21 protein-coding genes and 2 pseudogenes are annotated in these 22,319 nt (G+C 71.5%); 7 read left to right on the forward strand and 16 right to left on the reverse strand.

Annotation, left to right across the window (positions count from 1 at the left end; all coding sequences use genetic code 11):
- Window positions 1-9: 9 nt before the first annotated feature.
- From ACFPFQ_RS06420 to ACFPFQ_RS06440, 5 genes are read right to left on the reverse strand one after another with little or no spacing between them, the layout of a single operon-like run.
- A complete protein-coding gene (locus ACFPFQ_RS06420) occupies window positions 10-837 on the reverse strand; it encodes a tryptophan 2,3-dioxygenase (protein ID WP_379615736.1) in 828 nt (275 codons plus the stop codon).
- Window positions 834-1,841: an amidohydrolase family protein gene (locus ACFPFQ_RS06425; protein WP_379615738.1), complete on the reverse strand. Its 1,008-nt coding sequence runs from the start codon at window positions 1,839-1,841 to the stop codon at window positions 834-836. The genes ACFPFQ_RS06420 and ACFPFQ_RS06425 overlap by 4 nt, the downstream gene beginning before the upstream one ends.
- Entirely contained in the window at window positions 1,838-2,368 is a 531-nt protein-coding gene (locus ACFPFQ_RS06430; RefSeq protein ID WP_379615740.1) for a 3-hydroxyanthranilate 3,4-dioxygenase, read from the reverse strand. Before ACFPFQ_RS06430 ends, ACFPFQ_RS06425 begins: the two co-directional genes overlap by 4 nt.
- Window positions 2,365-2,832, reverse strand: a complete 468-nt coding sequence (locus ACFPFQ_RS06435) for a RidA family protein (RefSeq protein ID WP_379615742.1) — start codon at window positions 2,830-2,832, stop codon at window positions 2,365-2,367. Before ACFPFQ_RS06435 ends, ACFPFQ_RS06430 begins: the two co-directional genes overlap by 4 nt.
- Window positions 2,829-4,298 (reverse strand): 2-hydroxymuconic semialdehyde dehydrogenase, encoded by a 1,470-nt coding sequence (locus tag ACFPFQ_RS06440; RefSeq protein WP_379615744.1) that lies wholly within the window; start codon window positions 4,296-4,298, stop codon window positions 2,829-2,831. The genes ACFPFQ_RS06435 and ACFPFQ_RS06440 overlap by 4 nt, the downstream gene beginning before the upstream one ends.
- Before the next feature lie 149 nt (window positions 4,299-4,447).
- On the opposite strand from ACFPFQ_RS06440, the gene ACFPFQ_RS06445 reads away from it, so the two are divergent.
- On the forward strand, window positions 4,448-5,410 hold the full coding sequence (locus tag ACFPFQ_RS06445; RefSeq protein ID WP_379615746.1) for a LysR substrate-binding domain-containing protein: 963 nt from the start codon (window positions 4,448-4,450) through the stop codon (window positions 5,408-5,410).
- 12 nt (window positions 5,411-5,422) lie between these two features.
- Here ACFPFQ_RS06445 and ACFPFQ_RS06450 read toward each other — a convergent pair whose 3' ends face one another.
- The 5 genes and pseudogenes from ACFPFQ_RS06450 to ACFPFQ_RS06470 all read right to left on the reverse strand — a co-directional run.
- The gene (locus tag ACFPFQ_RS06450; RefSeq protein WP_379615748.1) at window positions 5,423-6,751 is read right to left on the reverse strand and encodes an MFS transporter; all 1,329 of its coding nucleotides are present in this window, start codon (window positions 6,749-6,751) and stop codon (window positions 5,423-5,425) included.
- 194 nt (window positions 6,752-6,945) lie between these two features.
- Window positions 6,946-7,500, reverse strand: a complete 555-nt coding sequence (locus tag ACFPFQ_RS06455; protein ID WP_379615750.1) for a flavin reductase family protein — start codon at window positions 7,498-7,500, stop codon at window positions 6,946-6,948.
- 406 nt (window positions 7,501-7,906) lie between these two features.
- On the reverse strand, window positions 7,907-8,221 hold the full coding sequence (locus ACFPFQ_RS06460; protein ID WP_379615752.1) for an amidohydrolase family protein: 315 nt from the start codon (window positions 8,219-8,221) through the stop codon (window positions 7,907-7,909).
- A gap of 386 nt (window positions 8,222-8,607) precedes the next feature.
- A pseudogene (locus ACFPFQ_RS06465) lies at window positions 8,608-8,859 on the reverse strand (nitrilase-related carbon-nitrogen hydrolase); the annotation flags it as partial.
- A 250-nt stretch (window positions 8,860-9,109) separates the two neighbouring features.
- Window positions 9,110-9,907, reverse strand: a pseudogene (locus ACFPFQ_RS06470) (AfsR/SARP family transcriptional regulator); the annotation flags it as partial.
- A gap of 96 nt (window positions 9,908-10,003) precedes the next feature.
- Here ACFPFQ_RS06470 and ACFPFQ_RS06475 point away from each other — a divergent pair.
- The 6 genes from ACFPFQ_RS06475 (at window position 10,004) to ACFPFQ_RS06500 (ending at window position 15,771) form a co-directional block, all read left to right on the forward strand.
- A complete protein-coding gene (locus ACFPFQ_RS06475; protein ID WP_379615754.1) occupies window positions 10,004-10,945 on the forward strand; it encodes an LLM class flavin-dependent oxidoreductase in 942 nt (313 codons plus the stop codon).
- Between the two features lie 206 nt (window positions 10,946-11,151).
- Entirely contained in the window at window positions 11,152-11,346 is a 195-nt protein-coding gene (locus tag ACFPFQ_RS06480) for a hypothetical protein (RefSeq protein WP_379615756.1), read from the forward strand.
- 38 nt (window positions 11,347-11,384) lie between these two features.
- Window positions 11,385-12,719: an MFS transporter gene (locus ACFPFQ_RS06485; RefSeq protein ID WP_379615758.1), complete on the forward strand. Its 1,335-nt coding sequence runs from the start codon at window positions 11,385-11,387 to the stop codon at window positions 12,717-12,719.
- A 73-nt stretch (window positions 12,720-12,792) separates the two neighbouring features.
- Window positions 12,793-13,743: a PDR/VanB family oxidoreductase gene (locus ACFPFQ_RS06490; RefSeq protein WP_379615759.1), complete on the forward strand. Its 951-nt coding sequence runs from the start codon at window positions 12,793-12,795 to the stop codon at window positions 13,741-13,743.
- Window positions 13,744-13,745: 2 nt separating this feature from the next.
- On the forward strand, window positions 13,746-14,966 hold the full coding sequence (locus ACFPFQ_RS06495; protein WP_379615761.1) for a cytochrome P450: 1,221 nt from the start codon (window positions 13,746-13,748) through the stop codon (window positions 14,964-14,966).
- A 55-nt stretch (window positions 14,967-15,021) separates the two neighbouring features.
- Window positions 15,022-15,771, forward strand: a complete 750-nt coding sequence (locus tag ACFPFQ_RS06500) for an IclR family transcriptional regulator (protein WP_379615763.1) — start codon at window positions 15,022-15,024, stop codon at window positions 15,769-15,771.
- A 55-nt stretch (window positions 15,772-15,826) separates the two neighbouring features.
- Here ACFPFQ_RS06500 and ACFPFQ_RS06505 read toward each other — a convergent pair whose 3' ends face one another.
- From ACFPFQ_RS06505 to ACFPFQ_RS06530, 6 genes are all read right to left on the reverse strand, one after another.
- The gene (locus tag ACFPFQ_RS06505) at window positions 15,827-16,678 is read right to left on the reverse strand and encodes an alpha/beta fold hydrolase (RefSeq protein WP_379615765.1); all 852 of its coding nucleotides are present in this window, start codon (window positions 16,676-16,678) and stop codon (window positions 15,827-15,829) included.
- 88 nt (window positions 16,679-16,766) lie between these two features.
- Complete coding sequence (locus tag ACFPFQ_RS06510; RefSeq protein ID WP_379615767.1) at window positions 16,767-17,498, reverse strand: flavodoxin family protein; 732 nt, start codon at window positions 17,496-17,498, stop codon at window positions 16,767-16,769.
- A 131-nt stretch (window positions 17,499-17,629) separates the two neighbouring features.
- Window positions 17,630-19,297 carry a PucR family transcriptional regulator gene (locus tag ACFPFQ_RS06515; RefSeq protein ID WP_379615769.1) on the reverse strand — a complete coding sequence of 556 codons (1,668 nt, stop codon included), beginning with the start codon at window positions 19,295-19,297 and terminating at the stop codon, window positions 17,630-17,632.
- Between the two features lie 23 nt (window positions 19,298-19,320).
- Window positions 19,321-20,580: a M20 family metallopeptidase gene (locus ACFPFQ_RS06520; RefSeq protein ID WP_379615771.1), complete on the reverse strand. Its 1,260-nt coding sequence runs from the start codon at window positions 20,578-20,580 to the stop codon at window positions 19,321-19,323.
- Window positions 20,577-21,491, reverse strand: coding sequence for a DUF1028 domain-containing protein (locus tag ACFPFQ_RS06525; protein WP_379615773.1), 915 nt, complete (start codon window positions 21,489-21,491; stop codon window positions 20,577-20,579). The genes ACFPFQ_RS06520 and ACFPFQ_RS06525 overlap by 4 nt, the downstream gene beginning before the upstream one ends.
- On the reverse strand, window positions 21,488-22,318 hold the full coding sequence (locus ACFPFQ_RS06530; RefSeq protein ID WP_379615775.1) for an alpha/beta fold hydrolase: 831 nt from the start codon (window positions 22,316-22,318) through the stop codon (window positions 21,488-21,490). The genes ACFPFQ_RS06525 and ACFPFQ_RS06530 overlap by 4 nt, the downstream gene beginning before the upstream one ends.
- Between the last annotated feature and the right edge of the window lies 1 nt (window position 22,319).

A 22,319-nucleotide genomic window follows, 5' to 3' on the forward strand; every position in this document is an offset into this window, starting at 1 on the left:
GGGGGGTGCTCACTCGTCGGGGGTGTGCAGCGTCCACATCTCGGGGAACGGGAGCTCGTCGATCGCACCGAGCAGCCAGTCGACGCCCGATGCGTAGTAGGCGGGCCTGCGGCCGAGCGTGCGACGGGTGGCCACCAGGTGGCGGTGCTTGTAGCCGGCGAAGCCCTCCGCCACGGCGAACAGGGCGTCCGCGAGCGCGCGCAGGTCAGCGTGCTCCGCGGCACCGGCGTACACGGCGCCCCAGGCCCGTTCGACGTCGGCCCGCGGCTCGCGGTGACCCCCGGGGGGCTGCGCGGCCCCGGGCTCCGCGTACGCGGCGGGCACCGTGAAACCGCGGCGGTGCAGCACCCCGAGCGCGGCGTCGTAGACACTCGGCGCACGCAGCGCGGCCTGCAGCACGTCGTGCTGCTCGGCGACGTCGGCGACCGGCTCGGCGAGCGCGGGGTCCTTCAGCCCGAGCAGGAACGTCAGCTCCCGGTACTTCCAGGACTGCAGTGACGACGAGCGCCCGTGGGTGGCCGTCATCCCCTGCTTGATGGGGTGGAAGTCGCGCGGGGTCATCCAGCTCAGGGAGTCCCACGAGGCGTTGAGGCCACCGAAGTGGCTGGCTGCGCGGCGCAGGGTCGCCGCGGCCGACTGGGGCCGGTCCGCGTCCAGGTGAGCGCGCGCTGTCCGCAGGTCGGTACCGATCAGCCCGAACCACAGCTCCTGAACCTGGCACACGACGAGGAACGACTGCTCGCCCTCGGTCGCGCTGACCGGCGACTGCAGCTCGTGCAGCTCCCGTGCTCGCAGGTAGGAGTCGTAGGCGGTGCGCCGGTCCGGCCCCCCGCTCACAGGGCACCCTGCAAGGCGGGCAGCCGCAGGAACCGCTCGGCGTTGCCCCCGAGAACGGCCGCCTGCTCGGCCGCGCCGAGGAAGCCGGACTCCCGCACGACCCGCCCCGCGGGACGCTCGCCGAGCGGGTACGGGTAGTCGCTGCCCAGCATCACGTTCTCGTGGCCGAGCACGTCGACGAGCAGACGCAGTGCCGCGGGGTCGAAGACGACGCTGTCGACGCTGAACCGGCCGACGTACTCCGACGGCGGTCGCTCGGAGACGCCGACGAGGTCGCGCCTGCGCTGCCAGGCGTTCTCGAAGCGGCCGGACCAGAACGCGTAGGACCCACCACCGTGCGCGAAGCAGATCCGCAGGCTCGCCGGTACCCGGTCGAAGACGCCGCCGAGCACCATCGCGATCAGCGACAGGTGCGTCTCGGCCGGCATTCCCGCGAGCCAGCGCGCCATCCAGCGGTCCAGCCGGGGCGAGCCCGGCATGTCCCAGGGGTGGACGAACACCGGTGCGCCGATCTCCGCGCAGTGGATCAGGAATCGCTCCACCCCGGCATCGTCGAGATCCCGGTCTCCGACATGGTTGCCGATCTCCACGCCCCGGTGACCGGCCGCCATGCACCGGTCCAGCTCGGCCATGGCCAGTTCCGGGTCCTGCAACGGGACCTGGCAGAACGGCAGCAGCCGCTCCCCCGCGGGCGCGCAGATCTCCAGCGCCAGCTCGTTGAAGATGCGGGAGACGCGCAGCGCCTCGCGCGCGTCGCGGTCGTAGGAGAAGAACAGCGGGGTGGGCGACACGACCTGGCTGTCGACGTCGTCCTCGCCCATGTCCTGCAGCCGGCGCACGGCGTCCCAGCACTCCGAGCCGATCCGCCGGAACTCCGTGGAGCCCACCATGATCGTGGCGTGGGCCTCGCTGTCGACGCGCAGCCGGGGCCAGTCCGGACCCGCACCCAGCGTGGGCCAGCCGCGCGGAACGAAGTGGGTGTGGATGTCGACGACCGACGTCACGACGCCTTCCGTCCGGGGTGGACGGCGGCGCACTTCGGGCAGGTTCGCGCCTGTTCGCTCGCGTAGAACTGCTCGAACACCGGGGGCAGGTCGACGACGAGGTCGCGGACCTGCAGTTCGGTCTCGTGGACGAGCGCCTCGCAGTCGAGGCAGAACCACTGGAACTTCTCGAGGGTGCCCTCCTCGCGGATGCGTTCGAGCACGATGCCGATCGAGCCCGGCTCGGGCCGCTGCGGCGAGTGCGGGAGACCCCGGGGCAGCAGCCACATCCCACCCTCGCGGATGTCGACGCGGCGCACGCCCTCGTCGGTCATCACGTTGACGTGCATGTTGCCCTTGATCTGGTAGAACCACTCCTCGTACGGGTCGACGTGGAAGTCGGTGCGTTCGTTGGGTCCTCCGACGACCTGCACGAGGAAGTCCCCGGTGCGCTCCCACATCACCTTGTTGTTCACCGGTGGTCGCAGCAGGTGGCCGTGTTCCTCGACCCACCGGGCGAAGTCGAAGACGGGGCTGATCTCAGTCATCGGGGGGTGTCCTCTCTGGTGTGCTGGCCGGGCGCGGTCGGGTCGGTGACCGACAGCGACGCGATGGCCTGGATCTCGATCAACAGGTGCGGGTGCGGGAGCTGGTGCACCGCCACGGTCGTGCGGGCCGGGCCCTGCTCGTCGAAGAACCTGCCGTAGACCTCGTTGTAGCCCGCGAAGTCGTTCATGCTGACCAGGTAGGTGGTGATCTGGACGACGTCGGCGAGTTCCGCGCCGACCGAGCGCAGGATGTCACGAATGTTCTCGATCACCGCGGTGGTCTGCTCGCGGATGTCGAGGTCGGTCGCACCGAACTCGTCGACCCGCACGCCCGCGAACGTGTTGTCCGGGCGCCTGCTGCTGGTCCCCGACACGAACACCAGCTCGCCGACGACCTTGACGTGCGGGAACCGGCCGCGCGGCACGGCCTTGCCCACCACCGTCCTGGCCTCGTTGCGGCTCATGCGGCATCTCCCATCCGGACGCAGACCGTGGTGGGCTCGGTGTAGAAGTGCAGCGAGTGCACGCCGCCCTCGCGGCCGATCCCGGAGAGTCCGGCCCCACCGAACGGCGAGCGGAGATCGCGCAAGTACCAGGTGTTGACCCAGGCGATCCCGACCTGCATCGCCTGCGCGACCCGGTGGCCGCGCTCGAGGTCCCGGGTCCAGACCGAGGCGGCGAGCCCGTAGTCGCTGTCGTTCGCCAGCCGCACGGCCTCGTCCTCGGTGTCGAACGGCAGCAGTGCCGCGACCGGGCCGAAGACCTCCTCCCGCAGCACCCGTGAGGAGTGGTCGAGGCCGGTCCACACCGCGGGCTCCACCCAGGCGCCACCGGCGAGGTCCGGACCGAGGTCGGGCACCCCGCCGCCGGCGAGCAGCTTCGCCCCGTCCTGTTCGGCGAGGGCGTAGTACGACAGCACCTTCTCCCGGTGCGCGCGGGAGATCAGCGGGCCGGTCGTCGTCGCGGGATCGGTGGGGCGGCCGAACCGCAGCGCGGCAGCCCGTTCCGCGAGCCCGGCGGCGACCTCGTCGAAGATCCCCCGCTGCACGTAGACGCGCTCGGTGCACAGGCAGATCTGGCCGGTGTTGGTGAACACGGACCGGGCGAGCCCCGCGACGGCGGCATCGACGTCGGCGTCGTCGAACACGACGGCGGCGTTCTTGCCGCCCAACTCGAACGACACCGGCAGCACCCGGGGCGACACCGTCCGCATGATCGTCGACCCGGTGCCGGACTCGCCGGTGAAGGTGACGCCGTCGATACCGGGGTGGGTCGTGAGGAGCTCCCCCGCCGACCCCGGGCCGAACCCGTGCACCACGTTGTAGACGCCGTCGGGCACCCCCGCCTCGGAGAGGATCTCGGCGAGCAGTGTGGCGCTGGACGGGGTCTCCTCGGACGGCTTGACCACCACCGCGTTGCCCGCGGCGAGCGCAGGCGCGACCTTCCAGGTCAGCAGCAACAGGGGCAGGTTCCACGGCACGATCACCGCGACGACGCCGAGCGGTCGACGCACGGAGTACGTCAGTGCCCGGGCCTCGGGGGTCTCCGTGAGGTAGGAGTCCAGGCCGGTCGCGGCGAGGATGTCGGCCGCGGCCCGGAAGTTGGCGGCGGCGCGGGCGACGTCGAGGGTGGCGGCGAGTGCCACCGGCTTGCCCGTATCGGCGACCTCGGCGGCGAGCAGGTCGTCGAAGCGTTCGTCGATCCGGTCGGCGACGCGCCGCAGCAGGGCGACCCGCTGCGGTGCGCTCGTGCGGCCCCACGCCCCGTCGACCGCGGCCCGGGCGGCGCGGACGGCCCTGTCGACGATCGTGGCGTCGGCCTCGGCAACGGTGGCGATCGTGGCGCCGTCGACCGGGTCGATCTTCGGGAACTCCCGCTCGCTCCCCAGGAACCGGCCGTCGACGAAGTTGTGGATTGTCCTGGTGGTCACGAGTGTTACGTCCCTCCGGCAGTCCCCCGGTCCCGATGTCCCGGGGAGCGACTCGACCATCCTGACCGCCCGCGGTATGCCGGACAAATGCCAATGATCCCGCGATCTATACCGTTCCGGTAATACCGTCGCCGTGCTATACCCGGCCGGTGGACACCTCACGGCTCTTCGACGGCCGGCTGAAGCTGCGTCATCTCGCGCTGGCCGACGCGCTGACCGAGCACGGCAGTGTCGTCGCAGCCGCCCGGTACCTGCGGCTGGCACAGCCGGCGGCAACGCGCTCGCTGCGCGAGCTGGAGGACATCCTCGGCGTCGAGCTCTACACGCGCGGGCCGCGCGGGCTCTCGCCCACCGTGTACGGATCGGCCTTCACCACGCACGCCCGGGCGGTGATCTCACAGCTGACCGAGGCCGGCAGGCACCTCGTCGAGCTGGGCGACGCCCAGCAGGGCACGGTGACCGTCGGCAGCCACCTCGCCGGGTCGAACCTGCTGGTGCCGCAGGCCATCGAGCGGCTCAAGGCCGGCCATCCGCGGGTCACCGTGGTGGTGCGCGAGGCGACGCCGGAGGTGCTGCGCACCGAGCTGGAGAGCGGCCGGGTGGATCTGATCGTCGGGCGGTTGAGCTCTGCGGGCACCCTCGCCAACGCGACCCACGAACCGCTCTACGAGGAGCACATCGCACTGGTCTGCCGGGCGGGCCATCCCGTGGCGGCGCTGTCGGATCCCGTGCTGTCCGATCTCGTCGACTACCCGTGGATCCTTCCCGGTGCCGAGACCGCGCTGCGCGGCGAGCTGGAGAACGTGTTCGTGCGCAGCGGGATCGGCCTGCCCGTCAACCGCGTCGAGACCACCTCGATCCTCACGGTGCGCTACCTGCTGACCAGGACCGACGCGATCGCGGCGCTGCCCGCCCTGATCGCGGCCGACGATCCCGGCACCGTCACGCTGCCGTTCCCCCTGGAACCCATGAACCGCACGGTCGGCGTGACACTGCCCAGCCATGGCTCGCGCACCCCGTCGACCGAGGCGCTGCTCGCGGAGCTGCGCGCGGTCGCGCAGGAGATCCGCACCGCAGCAGGAGCCCCGCAGCCGAAGCTGCCGGGCTCCTGAGGGTGCAGCCGGTCAGCGCCCGGCGGCCGGCACCTGCGCGACACCGCCGCCGCTCTGCTCGGCCAGCGGGGCCGTGCCACTGCGTTGCCGGACGAGCGCGACCGACAGGAACGACACCAGGCAGACCACGATCATGTAGATCGAGATCGGTGTGGACGAGCCGAACGCTCCGTAGAGGGCGGTGGCGATGATCGGGGCGAACGCGCCGCCGAGCGTCGCCCCGATCTGGTATCCCACCGAGACCCCGGAGTACCGGACGTTCGCGTCGAACATCTCGGTGAACAACGCCGGTGCAGGCCCGTAGGTCATGCTGAAGATCGCCTGCGCGACCACCAGCGCGAGGGTGATCAGGACCAGCGAACCGGTCTGCACCAACAGGAACAACGGGAACGCCCATACGGCCAGTCCCGCGGCACCGAGCAGGAACGTCCGCTTGCGACCGATCCGGTCCGACAGCGCGGCCGCGGCCGGGATCGTCACCGCGGAGACGACCGCCGAGATCAGCACGCCCGTGAGGATCGTGGAGCGAGCGACTCCCACCGATTGGGTGGCGAAGGAGAGCATGTAGGTGGCGACGAGGTAGTACACCGCGCCGTTGACGATCGTGGCGCCCGCGGCGAGCAGGATCTGCCGGGGGTGGGTCAGCAGGCACTCGACGAACGGCGACCGGCGCCTGCCCCCGCTCGCGGCCGCGGCGCCCGCCGGCGTCTCGTCGATCTGCGACTGCGCGTAGAGGCTGACCGCGATGAGCACGATGCTGAACAGGAAGGGCAGCCGCCAGCCCCAGGTCTCGAAGGCCGCGGACGGCATGACCGCGTTGACGACGAGCAGCACCACGTTCGAGAGGATGAGCGCCATGGGGACGCCGAGCTGCGCGAAGCTGCCGTAGAAACCGCGCCTGCCGGGCGGGGCGTTCTCGGTGACCAGCAGCACCGAGCCACCCCACTGCCCTCCGAGCGCGAGTCCCTGCAGCAGTCGCAGCAACACCAGCAGTACCGGCGCCAGCACACCCACCGTGGAGTAGGTCGGGAGCAGCCCGATCGCGGTCGTGGCAGCACCCATCAGCAACATCGCGGTGATGAGTGCGGGTTTGCGCCCGACCCGGTCACCCCAGTTGCCGAACAGGGCGGCACCGACCGGGCGGATCAGGAACCCGACGGCGAAGGTGCTGAACGCCAGCAACGTCCCTGCTGCCGAGTCGACCACCGGGAAGAACAGCTTGTTGAACACCAGCGCGGCGGCCGAGCCGTAGACGAAGAAGTCGTACCACTCGATGGTGGAGCCGGCCAGGCTGACCAGGACCGGTTTGCGCATCGAGGGCCATGCGGACGGGACGGACATACCCGCGCCTCCAGACTGGGTGGGTGCCCTGCCGCCGGGGCGGGCAGGGCGGACTGCCGGGCGCGCGGTCGAGCGACCCGGGGCGTGGTGGGAGCCGCGGTACCCGGGGCACCGGGATCACGGGGAGTACGTCCGGCCGCGGAGGCCGGGTGCGGGACGCCGTCAGCGGTAGCGGACGTCAGCGGTAGCAGTCGTCAGTGCGGGTCGACGACGGCCTTGCCGTCGCCGCGGGCGAGCTGGGTGCCCAGGTCGTGGTACTGCGACTTGTGCCAGAGCAGGGGTGCGGCGTCGTCGCTGTCGTCGTCGCCGTGATCGAGTGCACGGCCGACGAAGATCGTGTGGTCGCCACCGTCGTACTCCGACCACTTCACGCAGCGGAACCATGCGAGCGAGCCTGCGATCGTCGGGCAGCCGTCCGACCAGTCCAGCTTCACGTCGATCGGGACGCTCCACGGCCTGCGGGCGAAGTAGTCGGCGATGTGGCCCTGGTCGTTGCGCAGGATGCTGAGGCCGTAGTGCCCGTCGGCGGCGAGCAGCAGCTCGTGCATGCGCCCCGGCTTGTTGACGGCCACGGAACACAGCGGCGGATCGAGCGAGACGGAGGTGAACGAGCTCGCGGTCATGCCGTGCACCTCGGCGCCGTCGAAGATCGTGATGACGGATACCCCGGTGGCGAAGTGACGCAGTGCCCGACGGAACTGCTGAGCCTCTGACGTCGCCGCGACGAAGGCGCTGCGTGGCTGGTCCATGGTGCTCCCGGTCCGGTTCACGTCATGCGATCATTGTTGTGCAGGCCCCGGGGAAAGGCGCCGGCAACCTGTCGTCCGGGAAATACTAGCGACGGAGCGCGATATCGCCATGCCTTGGCGATGCCGAAGCACCTCTGAGATATACCATTCTCGATATAGTGGGTCCGCGTGTCCGGGCACCTCCGGAACGGGTTGCAGGAAGGCCACCTTCCCGCACGATTCTTGCGGGAAGGTGGCCTTCCTGACGTCCGGAGTCCTCGGTGGGCGGTGCTGGCCGCGCGACTGCCGTCCCTCCGGATCGTGCCCGGTCCGCCGCTGACGTTCCAGGGACCGGACCTGGCCCGCGCGGAGCGGGTACTGGCGGAGCCGCCCGGCGCCCACGGCTGACCCGGGGTGCCCGTCACCCTCAGCCGCTGTCCCCGCACCGGGCGACAACGTGACCCGCCTTGACGACCAGCCGCCGGTGCGGCCGGACGACGACGGCCGCTGCGGGGACCTCGCTGTCCACGAGCAGGAAGTCCGCCGCACATCCTGGCCGGATCCCGTAGTCCTCGAGCCCGAGCGCGCGGGCGCCCCCGAACGTCGCGGCGTCGAGCGCGAGCTCGATCTCGTCGTCGCGACGGAAGCCGCTGCGGTAGGCCAGGCGCATGGCCCGCTCGAGCATGTCCCCGTTGCCGTACGGCGCCCACAGATCGCGAATGCCGTCGTTGCCGCAGGCCACGTTCGGCCCGGGCGGCCCGCATGCGGACCAGCGGGGGGGACGGGCCGGTCGTAGACCGCCGCCGTCGCGATGCTGACGCCGTTGGCGGCCAGCCGCTCGATGAGGCGATCCTGCTCGGCTCCCGCCGTAGCGCAGAAGCCGAAGGCGCGGCTCACCGTCGCCTTGCCCGCCATGGTCAGCGCTCGGGTCCGTTCGATCACGAGCCCGACCTGCCAGGCACCGAGCGGGCCGGGGTCGTGCAGATGCAGGTCCACGCCGCACCCATGGCGCGCGGCGATGTCGAAGATCGCGTCGAGGTGGCGCACCGGGTCGCCGTCGTACCCGGCGGGGTCGATGCCCCCGACGTCGGGCTGGAAGGCGAACATGGCCGGCCAGGACGCGACGTGCACCTGCTCACCCAGGCTGGACATCATGTACTTGCTCAGCGGCTGGAAGTGCTCCCAGCAGTTCAGGCCGCCGGCCCGCCCGAACGAGAAGTCGTGGGTCAGGAAGTCGGTGCCGTTGCCTTCCCCGTAGATGGTGCGCTCGACGTGGGTGGGCTTGAGCTTGCGCCGGTTCGCGACGATCTCGCCCTGCTCGTCGATGAAGACCTGGCTGAGGTAGCGGGTGCCGCCCTCGCGTTCGGAGTAGCGGAGCAGGTAGTTGAAGCCCCACTTCTGGTCCCCGACCCCCTGGCCCTAACCAGGGGCACGGAACCCAATGCAACCATTCGGCCACCCCAACTCGCGGGTCAATCCATCGCAACTCGCGGTGCGTTCGAGCGCAACTCGCGTCGAGATCGAGCTGCTCGGCCGCCCGTCCCGGACCTCGCAGCTCCGGGGCATGGGTCAGGATCGCCGCCTCGAGCCGCTGTGCCCCGGGACCGGGATCGACCCCGAGCTCGCCGGCGAGCACCCCGCGCAGGCGCCGGTACGTCTCCAGCGCCTCGGCTTGCCGACCGTCGCGATGGAGCGCAAGCAGGAGCTGGGACCAGCGCCGCTCCCGCAGCGGCTCGTCGCTGACCAGCCTCTCGCATTCCGGGACGGTTTCCCGCCTGCCGAGGGCCAGCATCACGTCGACGCGCTCCTCGGCCGTCGCCGCGCGGAGCTCGTCGAGCCCGGCCACCTCGGCGCGGGCGAAGTCCCGGTCAGCGAACTCGGAGAAGGCCCTGCCCCGCCACAGCGCGAGCGCATCGTCGAACGTGTCGATCGCGACCGCGGGAGCGCCTTGCTCCACCTCGCGACGCGCCTGGGCCGCGAGTTCTCGGAACGTCGCGGCATCCGTCGACAGGCCGTTCGGGGCATAGCCCGGCGCCCGGGTGGTGATCGCCGCGGTGCCCAGCCGGCGCCGCAGGCGAAGCACGTAGTTCTGCAGCGTCTTCACCGCAGTACGCGGCGGGTTCTCGCCCCACCGGGCCTCGATCAGCCGATCCTCGGCAACGGCCGCTCCAGGGTGCACCGCCGGCGCAGCGAGCAGGCAAGGACCACGGCATCCTCCTCGCTCGCCGACGTGATCGAGCAGCCGAACCAACCCGCCAAGGCCTCCACGGCCAACGAGAGCCCTCTCCGAACCGCCCACGAGGAGCTCGAACGCACCGCGCTCAAGAAACGCCGATGACGGCGACAAGGAACCCGGCGTGATCCAAGGAATGATCCTCATCGTCGTGGCGGTCGTCGTGCTCATCGTCGCGACAATCATCGATGCCATTCTCGGCTGACAGGGGAGGCCGCACCGGTCGAGCCGCGCCGAGGTCGCTTCCGGACCGTGCTCGGCCTCGATCCGCGAGCGTCTACAGTCCGAAAGATGCCGGTGCTGAGACTCGGACTGAACACCTCCGACATGGACACGGTCGTCGCCGATGCCCAGGCGGCGGAGGCGGCCGGGTTCGACTACCTGGGCTGTGGCGAGCACCTGTTCTTCCACGGAACGATGCCGAACGCGTTCATCACGCTCGCCGCGGCCGCCGGGGCGACCTCCTCGATACGGCTGGTCAGCACGATCACCCTGCTCCCGCTCTACTCCGCGGCGATGGCCGCCAAGCTGGCCGCTTCCGTGGATCGCGTCTCCGGCGGGCGGTTCGAGCTGGGCGTCGGCGCGGGCGGAGAGTACCCACCCGAGTTCGCCGCCGCCGGGGTCGACCCGGCCACCCGCTTCCGTCGCATGGACGAGGGGCTGTCGGTGATACGGCAGCTGTTCCGCGGTGAGCCGACCAGCTTCGCGGGCGAGTTCACCACGCTCGACGGCGTCACGCTCGACCCCCCACCCGTCCACCCGGGTGGTCCGGCGATCTGGCTGGGTGGCCGCAAGGACGGGGCGCTGCGGCGGGCCGGGCGGTTCGCCGACGTGTGGATGCCGTACATGGTCGATCCCGTGCGGCTGGACGCCGGCCTGGTCCAGGTCCGCGACGCCGCGGAGGCGAGCGGCCGCAGGCGGGAGGACGTGGCGGGTGCGGTGTTCCTGTGGACCTGCGTCGATCCCGACGAAGCCTGGGCCCGTGGGACGGGCGTGGCAGCGGTCAGCGCCACCTACGCCCAGGACTTCGCTCCACTCGCCGACCGTTACCTCGCACTGGGCACTCCGGACCGCGTCGCCGCGCGCATCGCGGAGTTCGCCGAGGCGGGCGCCACCCGGGTGATACTCCAGGTCGCGGCCGGCCCGGCGGACCGCCGCCGGGCGGTGGGGACGATCTCCGACGAGCTCCTCCCCCGGGTGCGCGCGCTCACTGCTCCCGGAGCAGCCGCCTGAGTCCCTCGTACCCGCCTTTTCCGAGCGCGCGCGCCGCCGCGTCCCGCCTCACCGCGACCGCCCGAGCCCTGATGGCCCACCGCACCCGAGCTGAGTCGGTGCGGTCGGCCGGGTGAGCGGAGTCCGCCGCGGCGTCGAGCTGCGTCGGATCGATGGCGCGCGCAGGGTGCGCGGTTCCCGGATGTGCAGGTCCGGCTTCGAGCGGCGTGGTCGCCGAGTGGGCCGAATGCAGGCAATTGGCCCGCAATCCTTTCCGGCATGCGGAAATGTCGTTCATCACCGCGGGAAAGAACCGCACCATGCTCCTACCCGAAAGCGATGAAACGCGGCACGCCGGAATGGCCGCGGCCCGGCCAACTCGCATCGCGATGGAAATCGCCATCTCAGCAGACACGGAGTGATTTGCCATGCGCTCTGCCCTCTTCCCCGAGTCGGTCCGATGAGCACCGACCTGCGGGCCGCGCTCGACGACGGCCCGATGAGCCGCACCCAGTGGGTCGCGATCGCCGTATGCCTGCTGCTCAACATGCTCGACGGCTTCGACGTACTCGTGATGGCCTTCACCGGCAAGTCCGTTGCGGCCGAGTGGGGGCTCTCCGCCACCCAGCTCGGCCTGCTGCTCTCGGCCGCGCCGGTCGGCATGGCCCTCGGGTCGATGCTGGTGGCGCCGTGGGCCGACCGGATCGGCAGGCGCCCGATCATCCTGGGCTGCCTCACCCTCAGCAGCGTCGCGATGCTGCTGTCCTCGCTGACCCAGTCCGCCGGCCAGCTCGGTCTGCTGAGGGTGCTCGCCGGCATCGGGATCGGGAGCATCATCGCCAGCAGCAGCGTGGCCTCCGCCGAGTGGTCCAACCGGCGCTGGCGGGGTCTCGCCGTCAGCCTCAACGCCACCGGCTACGCCCTCGGGGCGACCCTCGGCGGCCTCATCGCGGTCGTGCTGATCGGCGGCTACGGCTGGCGCGCGGTGTTCCTGTTCGGCGGCGTCGCGACAACGGTCGCGATCCCGCTGGTGATCTGGGGTCTGCCCGAGTCGATGGACTTCCTGCTCAACCGCAGGCCCGCCGGGGCGCTCACCCGGATCAACAAGCTGGCCGCCCGGTGTCGCCTGCCCCAGCTGACGGCACTCCCCGAGCAACTCACGGCGCCGCGCTCGGTCAGCGGCAACTACCGCGAGCTGCTCACGCCACGGCTGCGCCGCACCACGCTGCTGATGTGGTTCGTGTTCTTCGCCGTCATGGCCGGCTTCTACTTCGTCACGAGCTGGACACCGACGCTGCTCGTCCAGGCCGGTCTGACCCCGGCCCAGGGCCTGACCGCAGGCACCCTGCTCAACCTCGGCGGCGTGTTCGGCTCGGCACTGCTCGGTGTACTCGCCGCCCGGTTCGCCCTGCGCAGCGTGCTGCGCGGGTACCTCGTCTGCACCGCGGTGCTGCTCGCGGTGTTCATCGCCTCGACCTCGCAGCTGGGTCTGGCCTTCGCCGTCGGCATCGGCGTCGGCCTGCTCGTCAACGGCTGTGTCGCCGGCCTGTTCGCGTTCACCGCGACCGTCTACGACTCGCAGGTGCGGGCCACCGGCTTCGGCACCGCGCTCGCGATCAGCCGCACCGGGGCGATCCTGGCCCCGTTCGCCGCCGGCGCTCTGCTCGACGCCGGCATGAGCCCCCAGCAGCTCTACCTGGGCGCCGGCGCGCTGTTCGTCGTGACGGCCGTCGTGCTCTCGTTCGTGCGCGTCGCGACGTCCCCGCGGGTCGCCGCTCCCGTCGCCGCCCACTGACCGAACCGGAAGGACGCTCTCCGCAATGTTGATCGGCCACGGGACCCCGCCCGCAACCCTCTCCAGCCGGCACGTGACCGAACCCGGATTCGAGGCCGTCGTCCGCGACCGGCAACCGATCGCGGACGGCGTCGTGGCGGTGGTGCTGGGCTCCCCGGCCGGCGGCGACCTCCCGGCGTGGTCGCCCGGCGCCCACGTCGATCTGATCCTCGCCGACGATCTCGTACGGCAGTACTCGCTGTGCGGTGACCCGGCCGACCGCACCTCCTACCGGATCGCGGTCCTGCGCGAGCCGGACGGGCGCGGCGGCTCGGCGTTCGTGCACGACGAGCTGGTGCCCGGCGCAACGGTGCGGGTGGTCGGCCCGCGCAACCACTTCGCCCTCGAACCGGCGCGGCGCTACGTCTTCCTCGCCGGTGGCATCGGGATCACCCCGATCCTGCCGATGCTGGGGGCGGCCGCGGCGGCGGGAGCGGACTGGCAGCTCACCTACGGCGGGCGCACCGCGGCGTCGATGGCCTTCGCCGACGAGCTGCGCGCCGTCCACGGCGAGCGGGTCGCGCTGCGGCCGCAGGACGATCACGGCCTGCTCGACCTCGACGGTCTGCTCGGCGAGCCGGCCGCGGACATGCTCGTCTACTGCTGCGGGCCCGACGCGCTGCTCGTCGCCGTCGAGGGGCGCTGCGCGGCCTGGCCGGCCGGCGCCCTGCACGTCGAACGGTTCAGCCCGAAGGACCAGGGCGAGCCGGTGCTGGCGGGGTCGTTCGAGATCGAGCTCGCCCGCACCGGGACGACGTTGACCGTCCCACCCGACCGTTCGGTGCTCGACGTCCTCGCCGCCGCAGGGGTACGGGTGCTGTCCTCCTGCCAGGAGGGCACCTGCGGGACGTGCGAGACCGCCGTCCTCGACGGCGAGGTCGACCACCGCGACTCGCTGCTCACCGACGAGGAACGGGCCGCCCACACCACCATGTTCGTCTGCGTCTCGCGCGCGGCGGGCCCGAAGCTGATCCTGGAGCTCTGACGATGACAACGACGTCCCCGACCGCGACCCCGGCCGTGCCCGAGCTCGATGCCGACCCCTTCGCCCCCGACGTCCTCGTCGATCCCTACGCGTTCCACGCCCGGCTGCGCGACGCCGGTCCGGTCGTGCGGCTCGCGCGCGACGGCTACTACGTCGTCGGTCGCCACGCCGAGGTCCGGGCCGCGCTGGTCGACTGGGCCACGTTCGTCTCCGGGCGTGGCGCGGGCCTCACCGACTTCGCCCGGGAGGAGCCCTGGCGGCCGCCGAGCCTGCTGCTGGAGGCCGACCCGCCCGACCACACCGCGTTCCGCGATGTCATGAACGCGGTGATCACCCCGCGCGCGGTCCGCGCGCTGCGGGCCACGTTCGCGGTGGCGGCCGAGCGGATCGCCGACGAGCTCGTCGCGCGGGGCCGGTTCGACGCGGTCACCGACCTGGCCGAGGCCTACCCGCTCGAGGTGTTCCCCGATGCGGTCGGCTTGCCCCGAGCGGGCCGGCGCAACCTGATGGTCTACGGGTCGCTCGCGCTCAACGCGTTCGGCCCGCGCAACGAGATCCTCGCGGCAGCACTGGCCGCAGCCGGGCCGGTCCAGGAATGGGTCGACCGGCACTGCCGTCGGGAGAACCTCGCTCCCGACGGGCTCGGCGCCGCCATCTGGGCGGCGGCCGATCGGGGCGAGGTCTCCCCCGAGAACGCGCCGCTGCTGGTGCGCTCGCTGCTCACCGCAGGCGTCGACACCACCGTCACAGGGCTGGGCAACGCGATCTACTCCCTCGCGAGCAACCCCGACCAGTGGAGCGCGCTGCACGCCGAACCGCAGCTGGCGAAGTTCGCGTTCGACGAGACGCTGCGCTGGGAGTCACCGATCCAGACGTTCTGCCGCACGACCAGCGTCGACACCGAGCTCGGCGGCGTCCCTATCCCGGCCGACTCCAAGGTGCTGCTGTCCCTCGGCGCGGCCAACCGCGACCCCCGGCACTGGGGCGAGGACGCCGACACCCTCGACATCACCCGCTCGGCGGCGGGACACGTCGCGTTCGGGATGGGCGTGCACCAGTGCGTCGGCCAGCCGATCGCGCGGCTCGAGGCCGAGATGGTGCTCGGCGCACTCGCCCGGCGCGCCGTTCGACTCGAGCTCGACGGCGATCCGGTGCCGAAACTGCACAACACCCTGAAGTGCTGGTCGAGTTTGCCGGTTCGGATCCGGACGAGCAGCGCCTGACGGACCGCACAATCAAGGTCCGACGGGCGCGCCTCCCGTCGTCGGAGGTGAAGGAATGAGCGTCGGCACCGGTCCGGTCCTGTCGCGCGCCCTCCAGATCCTCGATGCGTTCTCCTCCGAACGTCCCGCGATGAGCCTGAGCGAGCTGTCCCGCCACACACGGCTGCCCGTGTCGACGGTGCACCGGATGGTCGGCGAGCTCGTCACCTGGGGTGCGCTGGAGCGCGACGAGCACGGCCACTACCGCATCGGGCTGCGGCTGTGGGAGATCGGGTCGCTCGCCACCCGCGGCCTGCCGCTGCGCGAGCGGGCGCTGCCGTTCCTGGCGGACCTGTCGCAGGTCACCCGGGAGATCGTGCAGCTCGCCGTGCGCGAGGGCACCGAGCTGGTGTTCGTCGAGCGGATCGCCGGCACCGACTCCGTGTCCCCGGTGATCCGCGTCGGCGGCCGGTGCCCGCTCGCCGCGAGCGGGGTCGGTCTCGTGCTGCTCGCGCACGCGCCCACCGAGGTCCAGGAGGAGGTGCTGCACGCGCCGATCGAGTCCTTCACCCCCTTCACCGTCACCGATCCCCGGGTGCTGCGCCGGATGCTCGCCGACGTCCGCACCAGCGGGTTCTCGATCAGTGACCGCCAGCTCACCACCGACAGCCTCTCGGTCGGCGCGCCGGTCCACGACGAGCGCGGCACGGTCGTCGCCGCCGTGTCGCTCGTCGTCCGCCACGGCTCCGCGTCACCGCACGCACTGGCACCACTCGTGCGCACCAGCGCCCGCGCGATCTCCCGGGCGCTCGCCACCCCCGAGTGACGTCCGCTCGCCATGGGATCGGCCGAGACGGCCGGGAATGTGGGGGCGAATCGAGCTACGGCGCCGTGTGCGTGAGCATCGCCTCGGCCACCTGCGCGTGTGCCCTGCGAGGGAGCTCCGCGCCGACCCCGTCGAGGACCCTCAGGGTGGCGCCGGGGATCTCCCTGGCCAGCGCCTGCGCGTTGCCCACCGGGAAGAACGGGTCGGCCGCCCCGTGCACCACCAGCGTCGGTGCGCTGATCTCCGAGAGCCTCATCCGCCAGCGTGGTGTGCAGTCGAGCCGGGCGAACACGGTGCTCATCAGGCCGTTGCGCGCCGACGCCGGATGCGGACCGGCCCGGTCGAGGACACCGGCCGCGTGGGCGCGGGCCTCGACGGCGTCGAAGTGGGGCGAGCCGGAGAGCACGCGGGCCGTGGCCACCGCACCGTCCAGGATCGACGTGCGGTCGCTCCAGTCGACCGCAGCGGCGCCACCGAAATGGGCCATGATCGTCGGGGAGTGGTCGGGCAGGTCGTCGTCGACCGGGCCCGGCGCGACCGGGCGAGTGCCGATCAGCACGAGCGAGGCCACCCGCGACGGATGGTCCAGTGCCACGAGTTGGGCGATGAAGCCGCCGGTCGCGAGGCCCGCGACGTGCGCGCGAGCGATGCCGAGCGCGTCGAGCACGCCGACGGCGTCGGTGACGAGGTCGCGCAGCGAGTAGCCGGGCGAGTCAGGGTCGACGGTGGTGGACCGGCCGGCGTCACGCAGGTCGTACCGGATGACGTACCGCCCGGTGAGCCGTTCGACGAGCTCGTCGTCCCAGCTGGCGACGGTGGTGCCGATCAGCAACAGGGCCGGGTCGGTCGGCGAGCCGGCGGTGTCGACGCACAGCTCGACCCCGCCGACCCGAAGAAGAGTCTCCATACCGACCAGACCCTCCGAGATCGCACAACTCATCGGTCCTCGACGGTGGCCGGTCCGGCACGATCGCGACCCTCGCCTCCCGAGACGATCAGGACCGGTACTCGGGATTGGGATAGTCGAAGCGGGCACCGGCGTCCCACTCCCGGCGCTGGTTGCCGTAGGCGGGAAAGCCTCCGGACGCTCGAAGGAGCCCCGCCAGGTGCAGCAGGTTCCAGGTCATGAACGTGGTGTTGCGCTGGGTGAACTCGTTGTCGACCCCGGCCAGTGAGCCGTCCTCGAGCTGGTCGCCGTAGCTCGGTCCCGGACCGGCCTCCCCGATCCACCCGGCGTCGGACTGCGGCGCCACGCTGTAGCCGATGTGCTGCAAGCTGTAGAGCACATTGGACGCGCAGTGCTTGATCCCGTCCTCGTTCCCGGTGATCAGGCAGCCGCCGACCTTGCCGTAGTAGAGCCACTGCCCCCGGTCGTTGAGCTCACCGGAGTGCGCATAGAGCCGCTCGATGACCTTCTTCGTCTCGCTGCTGTTGTCACCGAGCCAGATCGGGCCGCCGATGACGAGGATGTCGGCGGCCAGCACCCGTGGGAACAGCTCCGGCCAGGCGTCGACCTCCCACCCGTGCTCGCGCATATCGGGGTAGACACCGCTCGCGATGGGGTGATCCACCGAGCGGAACTGGTCGACCCGCACGCCCTGCGCAGCCATGATCGACACGCTCGCGTCGATCAGCAGCTGGGTATGGCTGCGCGCCGGCGATCGCGTCAGCGTCGTGTTGATGAACAGAGCCGAAAGGCCGCTGAAGTCCCGGTTCGTGTCGGTCACGAGCGGACCATAGCGGCGTCCGCGAGACGCTGACGTGGTCCACCACCAACTCGTCAGCAACAGACGACGCTCGACCCGGACCCCGGTCGCGCACCGCCATGCCTTCCGCCGGGTCCCGATGTGGCCTCTTGTCAGTGACCTGGGTGAGCGTCTGGCGCGGACGACGGCTCCAGCGCCGCCTGCAGGTCGGGTTGCGCGATGAAGACGGCCACCTGCAGCTCAGCGACGAGCCGCTGGACCGGGTCCTCGACGTCGACCCCGAAGGCATCACGGATCCGGGTCAGCCGGTACTTGAGGGTGTTGCGGTGCACGTAGAGCGTCCGAGCGGCCGCCGTGAGATCGCCGCCGGCCCCGAAGAACGCCTGCAGGCTCGGCAGGTACTCCGTGCCTCGGTCACGGTCGCTGACGACCATGCCCGCGACGCCACCCTGCAGCAGCCGAGGACGCTCGACGATCAGTTCGGTCAGCTCGGACATGATCGCTCTGGCGATCGACTCGTCGAACAGCACAACGCGTCGCTGCTCGTCGAGCAACGGCATGTTGAGCAGGCGATCGACGTCCTGACGGGCCTCGGTCACCTGGGCGACGCCGGCGACCTCACCGCTGACGGCGGCGCGGAGCTCGACGTGCAGCTGGCGGCGCACCTGCCCCACGATCTCGGTGGCCAGCGCCTGCACGTCCGCTGCCGGGGGCCGGTCGTCGACGACCGGGATCATCGCGTAGATCCGGCCGTTGCAGGACGTGACGGCACCTCGGCGGTAGGAGGCCTCGACCCGCAACGCCACCACGTCCTCCACGGGGCGCAGCGCAAGGTCGCTGTCGTTGCGCCCGGGAGGTGGGGCGTGCTCGGGGGCGAACGCGACAAGCCGGAAGGGGCGCCCCGCCACGCCGATACGGGCCTCGACCGTCTGCACGTTGCCGCGCCCGGACAGGGCGTTGCGCAGCAGGTCACTGCGCAGTCGACGGTCGAGGTCCTCGGTGATGCGGGACCGGAGCAACTGCATCGCGGCCACCCTGGCGACCTCGGCCAGTAGATCCTCCGACTGCTGGTCCAGTTCACGCTTGGACTCGGCGACCCAGATGTACCCGAGGATGTCGCTGCCACCGCGGATGGCCGTGACGAGCCGGGTCGCGCCGTCCGGCGGCACGACCCGCACCGGCCGCAGGCTCTGTCGCACGCGCGGGAGGATCCCGGTCGACTCGCACCACGCGATGAACTCCTTGGGCGGTCGCCGCTGCAGGATCGACTGCTGGCGGATCTCGTCGATCTCGTCGCCCAGGCTGGAGAACGCGATGACCTCCATGCGGTCGTCGTCGATGATGACCGGACCCTCGAGCGTCGCCGCCGCCGAGTTGGCCAGTGCGAACAGGTCACCGAAGGCGACGCCGCGCTCGTCGGAGACCGTCGCCGAGGCCGACGAGATGGACTGGCGGGCAAGGACGTGCAGCTGGTCCCACGACATCTCGGGCGCCACGGCGAGCACGGTCGCGCCCGATGCCACGGCCAGTTCCTGGAGTCGCTCGCGATCGCGCTCCGCAGCGATCTTGAAGACGAGGACGACGTGGGCGCCGAACTGCTGCGTCAGCGCCTCGACGTCGCGACCGTCGATGCGCATGCCGATGCCCAGGACGAGGTCACCGGCGTTCACCTGGCCGACCGTGGAGGTGTCATGGATCAGCACGGCGACGATCGGGATCTCGAGCCCGGCCGGTGCGTGGATCACGTCGACGTAGTCGCCGCCGACCATGCCGAGGAAGGTGCCGAGGGTGAGGGCCGTGGTGTGTGGGGAGGATGCCATCGTGGTCCTCCTCCGGGTAGATCTCAGTGCAGGACCTGCGCCCCTTCGACCTCAGTGTCGCCGGAGGACCGCCCCGGATCGTGCCGCAGGCGTTGCGTCCCTGTAAAGGTCGCCATGAGATGCGCATACACCGCAACGGCCGTGACCAGCGCATCGATGTCGACGTACTCGTCCACGGCGTGCGCGACCTCGAGATCACCGGGTCCGAACACCACCGCGGGGATGGCGAGCTGGTTGCGCATGAATCGGGCGTCGGTGGTGAACGGCAGGCCCGTCACGTCCGGCCGTCGGCCCGTCATCGCCTCGTAGGACTGCGCAACACTCGCCACGAACGGATGCCTGCTGTCGATCTCCGACGGTTCGCAGAACGTGTCGACCTCGAGCTCGTAATCGGTCCCGGGAACGAGTCCCAGCGAGGCGATCCGATCGACGATCCCGCGAAGGGCGCTCTCCTCGGTGTCACCGGGGAGCACGCGCCGATCGATCCGCAGCTCGCACTCCTCGGGCACCACGTTGGGTCCGCTGCCACCGCGGATCATCCCGACGTTGCAGGTCGTGGTCCCCAGCAGCGGGTGCGGGGTCTGCGGGAAGACGTTGTCGTGGAGCACCTGCGCGATCGCGGCGGCACTCATGATCGCGCTGCGACCCTTCGCGGGCTCGCTGCCGTGTGCGGGGATACCGCGGGTGACGACGCGGGCGAACATCAGTCCGCGTTCGGCCAGACACAGCCGGAGGCCGGTCGGTTCGGGGGCGAGGCAGGCGTCGGCCCGCACCAGGCCACGGCGCACGAGCTCCGCGGTGCCGAGCTCGCCACCCAGTTCCTCGTCGGCGACGAGGTGGAAGACCACCTCGCAGGGCAGCTCGAGGTCCAGGCCGCGACACACCTGCAGCGCGATGATCGCCGCGGCGACGCCACCCTTCATGTCGGCCGCTCCCCGACCGTAGAGGCGACCGTCGCGCACCTCGCCCCCGAACGGATCGTGTCGCCAGCCCGCCGCCCGGGCGGGCACGGTGTCGAGGTGCCCGTTGACCAGGAGAACGGGCTTCTGGCTGCCTGCCGGCGCCGTGGAGACCAGCAGGCTCTGCCGACCGGGCGCGGGCTCCACGATGTCGGTGTCACCGATCCCCATGTCGGCGAACGCCGAGCGGAGATGATCGACGACAGGTGACTCGCGGCCAGGCGGGTTCTCCGACCGGATCCGCACGAGATCACCGGTCAGGGAAACCACCGCTTCGACGTCGACCGCCGAGCGGATCCTCCTGGCGAGGGATGCCGCCGTCATCTGAGTTTCTCCACGTCATCGTGGTCGAGGAAACCCGCGTCGGCGAGGCGGCCGAGGAACACCGCGAGCCTCCCGTTGAGCAGCAGCGGCCCGGCGAGCTGCGCGCGCGCAGCATCCAGGTCACCGGATCGGGCCAGCAGCACGCCGCTCCAGAGCTCGGCCTCCGGATTGCCCGTCATGACCTGCGCCGCGGCGGCCAGTCGATCGAGGGCCCGATCCCGATCTCCGGCGGACGGCTCGGCATACGGCCCGACCATGAGCCCCGGCGCGAACATCGTCGCGGAGACCGCGTCGAAGGCGCGCCGGTAACCGAGCAACCGGCGCAGCTCGGCGATGGGATCGGCGTGGTCCTCCACGCGCAGGTCGACGGGCGTGTGGTTCCAGGGGTCATCAACCTGTTCGCCGTCGACGACGAGCAGCGCGGCGCCCTGGCTGCCGCGGATGTCCCCGCCTGCCGCCTCGGCCGCCTCCATGGCGACCATCAACCGTTCGGCGAGGTCTCCCGCCGCCGCGTGATAGGCCCTGAGCATGGCGGGCAGGACGTCGGCGTTGTCCAGCATGTTGCCCTGCACGGCGACGGGTCCGTCGACAATGCCGCCCGCGGCGGCGATGCAGGCCTGTCCGGTCCACGACGCGGCGTCCCCGTCGGCGGCGACGAGCCCGACCTGCCGCACCTCCGGGTGGGTGTCCTCCCCGGTGAGCCGATCCAGAACGGCGCCGGCCGTGACTCCGGTGGCGAGCAGGTCCATGCCGACGCCGCCGTAGCGGCCGTCGACGAATGCCTGGGTGGCGATGGCCCCGACGCCGGGACGTGCCCAGGTCACCGCGGCGCCCGGCGCGAAGAAGTGGGATTCGCAGGCGACGCCGAGCTGTCCGGTGCGCCCGTCCCTGGCAACGATGGAGTACGTCACGGCGACACCGTGTCGAGCGCCGTGTGGAACGCGCGGACGGCGGCCGCGGTTCCCAGCGGGTCCTCGAGCATCGGGAGGTGCCCGATGTCGGGGATGACCTCGACATCGCCGTGCAGTGCCGCGGCCAGCTCGTGCGCCATCGCGGGCGGGCAGGTGGGGTCGTGGGAACCGACGAACACGCGGGTCGGCGGTGGATCCGCGATCGCGGCGGCCGCGGGCCGCGAGTCGGCGAGCCCGAAGGTGGTGCGCAGCACGTCGACGACGGTGTCCAGGTCTCGATCACCGCGGCGCCCCGCCACGGCCACGGCGACCAGTTCGGCCTCGGCCTCGGCGCGCGCCGCCGGACCGAGGATCTCGGCGCCGTGCCGGACGAACCACTGACGCACCCCGAGCGCGCGCAGGTCGCGTTCGACCTCGTCGAGCGTCTCTGCCGGCCAGCCCAGTGCCAGCGTCGCTCCGAACGCGGCGATGCTCGCCACCCGACCGGGTGCCGCGGCAGTGAGCTCGACCGCCACCGCACCGCCGATGGACCCACAGACCAGATGCGCCCGTTCGATGCCCGAGGCGTCGAGTACGGCCAGAGCGTCGGCCGCGTAGTCGGCCGGGTAGTAGGGACCGCCCGCTGCGGACCGCCCATGTGCGCGGTAGTCCACGGCGACGGCCCGCCTGTCGGCGCCCAGTTCCGTCGCGACCGCCTCCCACACCGCGGCGGCGGTGTTGACCGGATGCAGGTAGAGGATCGGCGTCATCGCCGAGGGCGAGGGCCAGGCCAGGTAGGACAGCTCCCCGGTCGCGCCCGGCGTCGAGCGACGTTCGGCGTTCGGCATC

Source organism: Pseudonocardia sp. GCM10023141, assembly GCF_042653605.1.

Excerpts from the sequence above, each read along its gene's own strand:
- ACFPFQ_RS06515 (WP_379615769.1), bottom strand. The coding sequence starts at position 19,297 with ATGGCATCCTCCCCACACACCACGGCCCTCACCCTCGGCACCTTCCTC.
- ACFPFQ_RS06435 (WP_379615742.1), bottom strand. The coding sequence starts at position 2,832 with ATGAGCCGCAACGAGGCCAGGACGGTGGTGGGCAAGGCCGTGCCGCGC.
- ACFPFQ_RS06500 (WP_379615763.1), top strand. The coding sequence starts at position 15,022 with ATGAGCGTCGGCACCGGTCCGGTCCTGTCGCGCGCCCTCCAGATCCTC.
- ACFPFQ_RS06455 (WP_379615750.1), bottom strand. The coding sequence starts at position 7,500 with ATGGACCAGCCACGCAGCGCCTTCGTCGCGGCGACGTCAGAGGCTCAG.
- ACFPFQ_RS06495 (WP_379615761.1), top strand. The coding sequence starts at position 13,746 with ATGACAACGACGTCCCCGACCGCGACCCCGGCCGTGCCCGAGCTCGAT.
- ACFPFQ_RS06475 (WP_379615754.1), top strand. The coding sequence starts at position 10,004 with ATGCCGGTGCTGAGACTCGGACTGAACACCTCCGACATGGACACGGTC.
- ACFPFQ_RS06485 (WP_379615758.1), top strand. The coding sequence starts at position 11,385 with ATGAGCACCGACCTGCGGGCCGCGCTCGACGACGGCCCGATGAGCCGC.
- ACFPFQ_RS06505 (WP_379615765.1), bottom strand. The coding sequence starts at position 16,678 with ATGGAGACTCTTCTTCGGGTCGGCGGGGTCGAGCTGTGCGTCGACACC.
- ACFPFQ_RS06450 (WP_379615748.1), bottom strand. The coding sequence starts at position 6,751 with ATGTCCGTCCCGTCCGCATGGCCCTCGATGCGCAAACCGGTCCTGGTC.
- ACFPFQ_RS06430 (WP_379615740.1), bottom strand. The coding sequence starts at position 2,368 with ATGACTGAGATCAGCCCCGTCTTCGACTTCGCCCGGTGGGTCGAGGAA.
- ACFPFQ_RS06520 (WP_379615771.1), bottom strand. The coding sequence starts at position 20,580 with ATGACGGCGGCATCCCTCGCCAGGAGGATCCGCTCGGCGGTCGACGTC.
- ACFPFQ_RS06530 (WP_379615775.1), bottom strand. The coding sequence starts at position 22,318 with ATGCCGAACGCCGAACGTCGCTCGACGCCGGGCGCGACCGGGGAGCTG.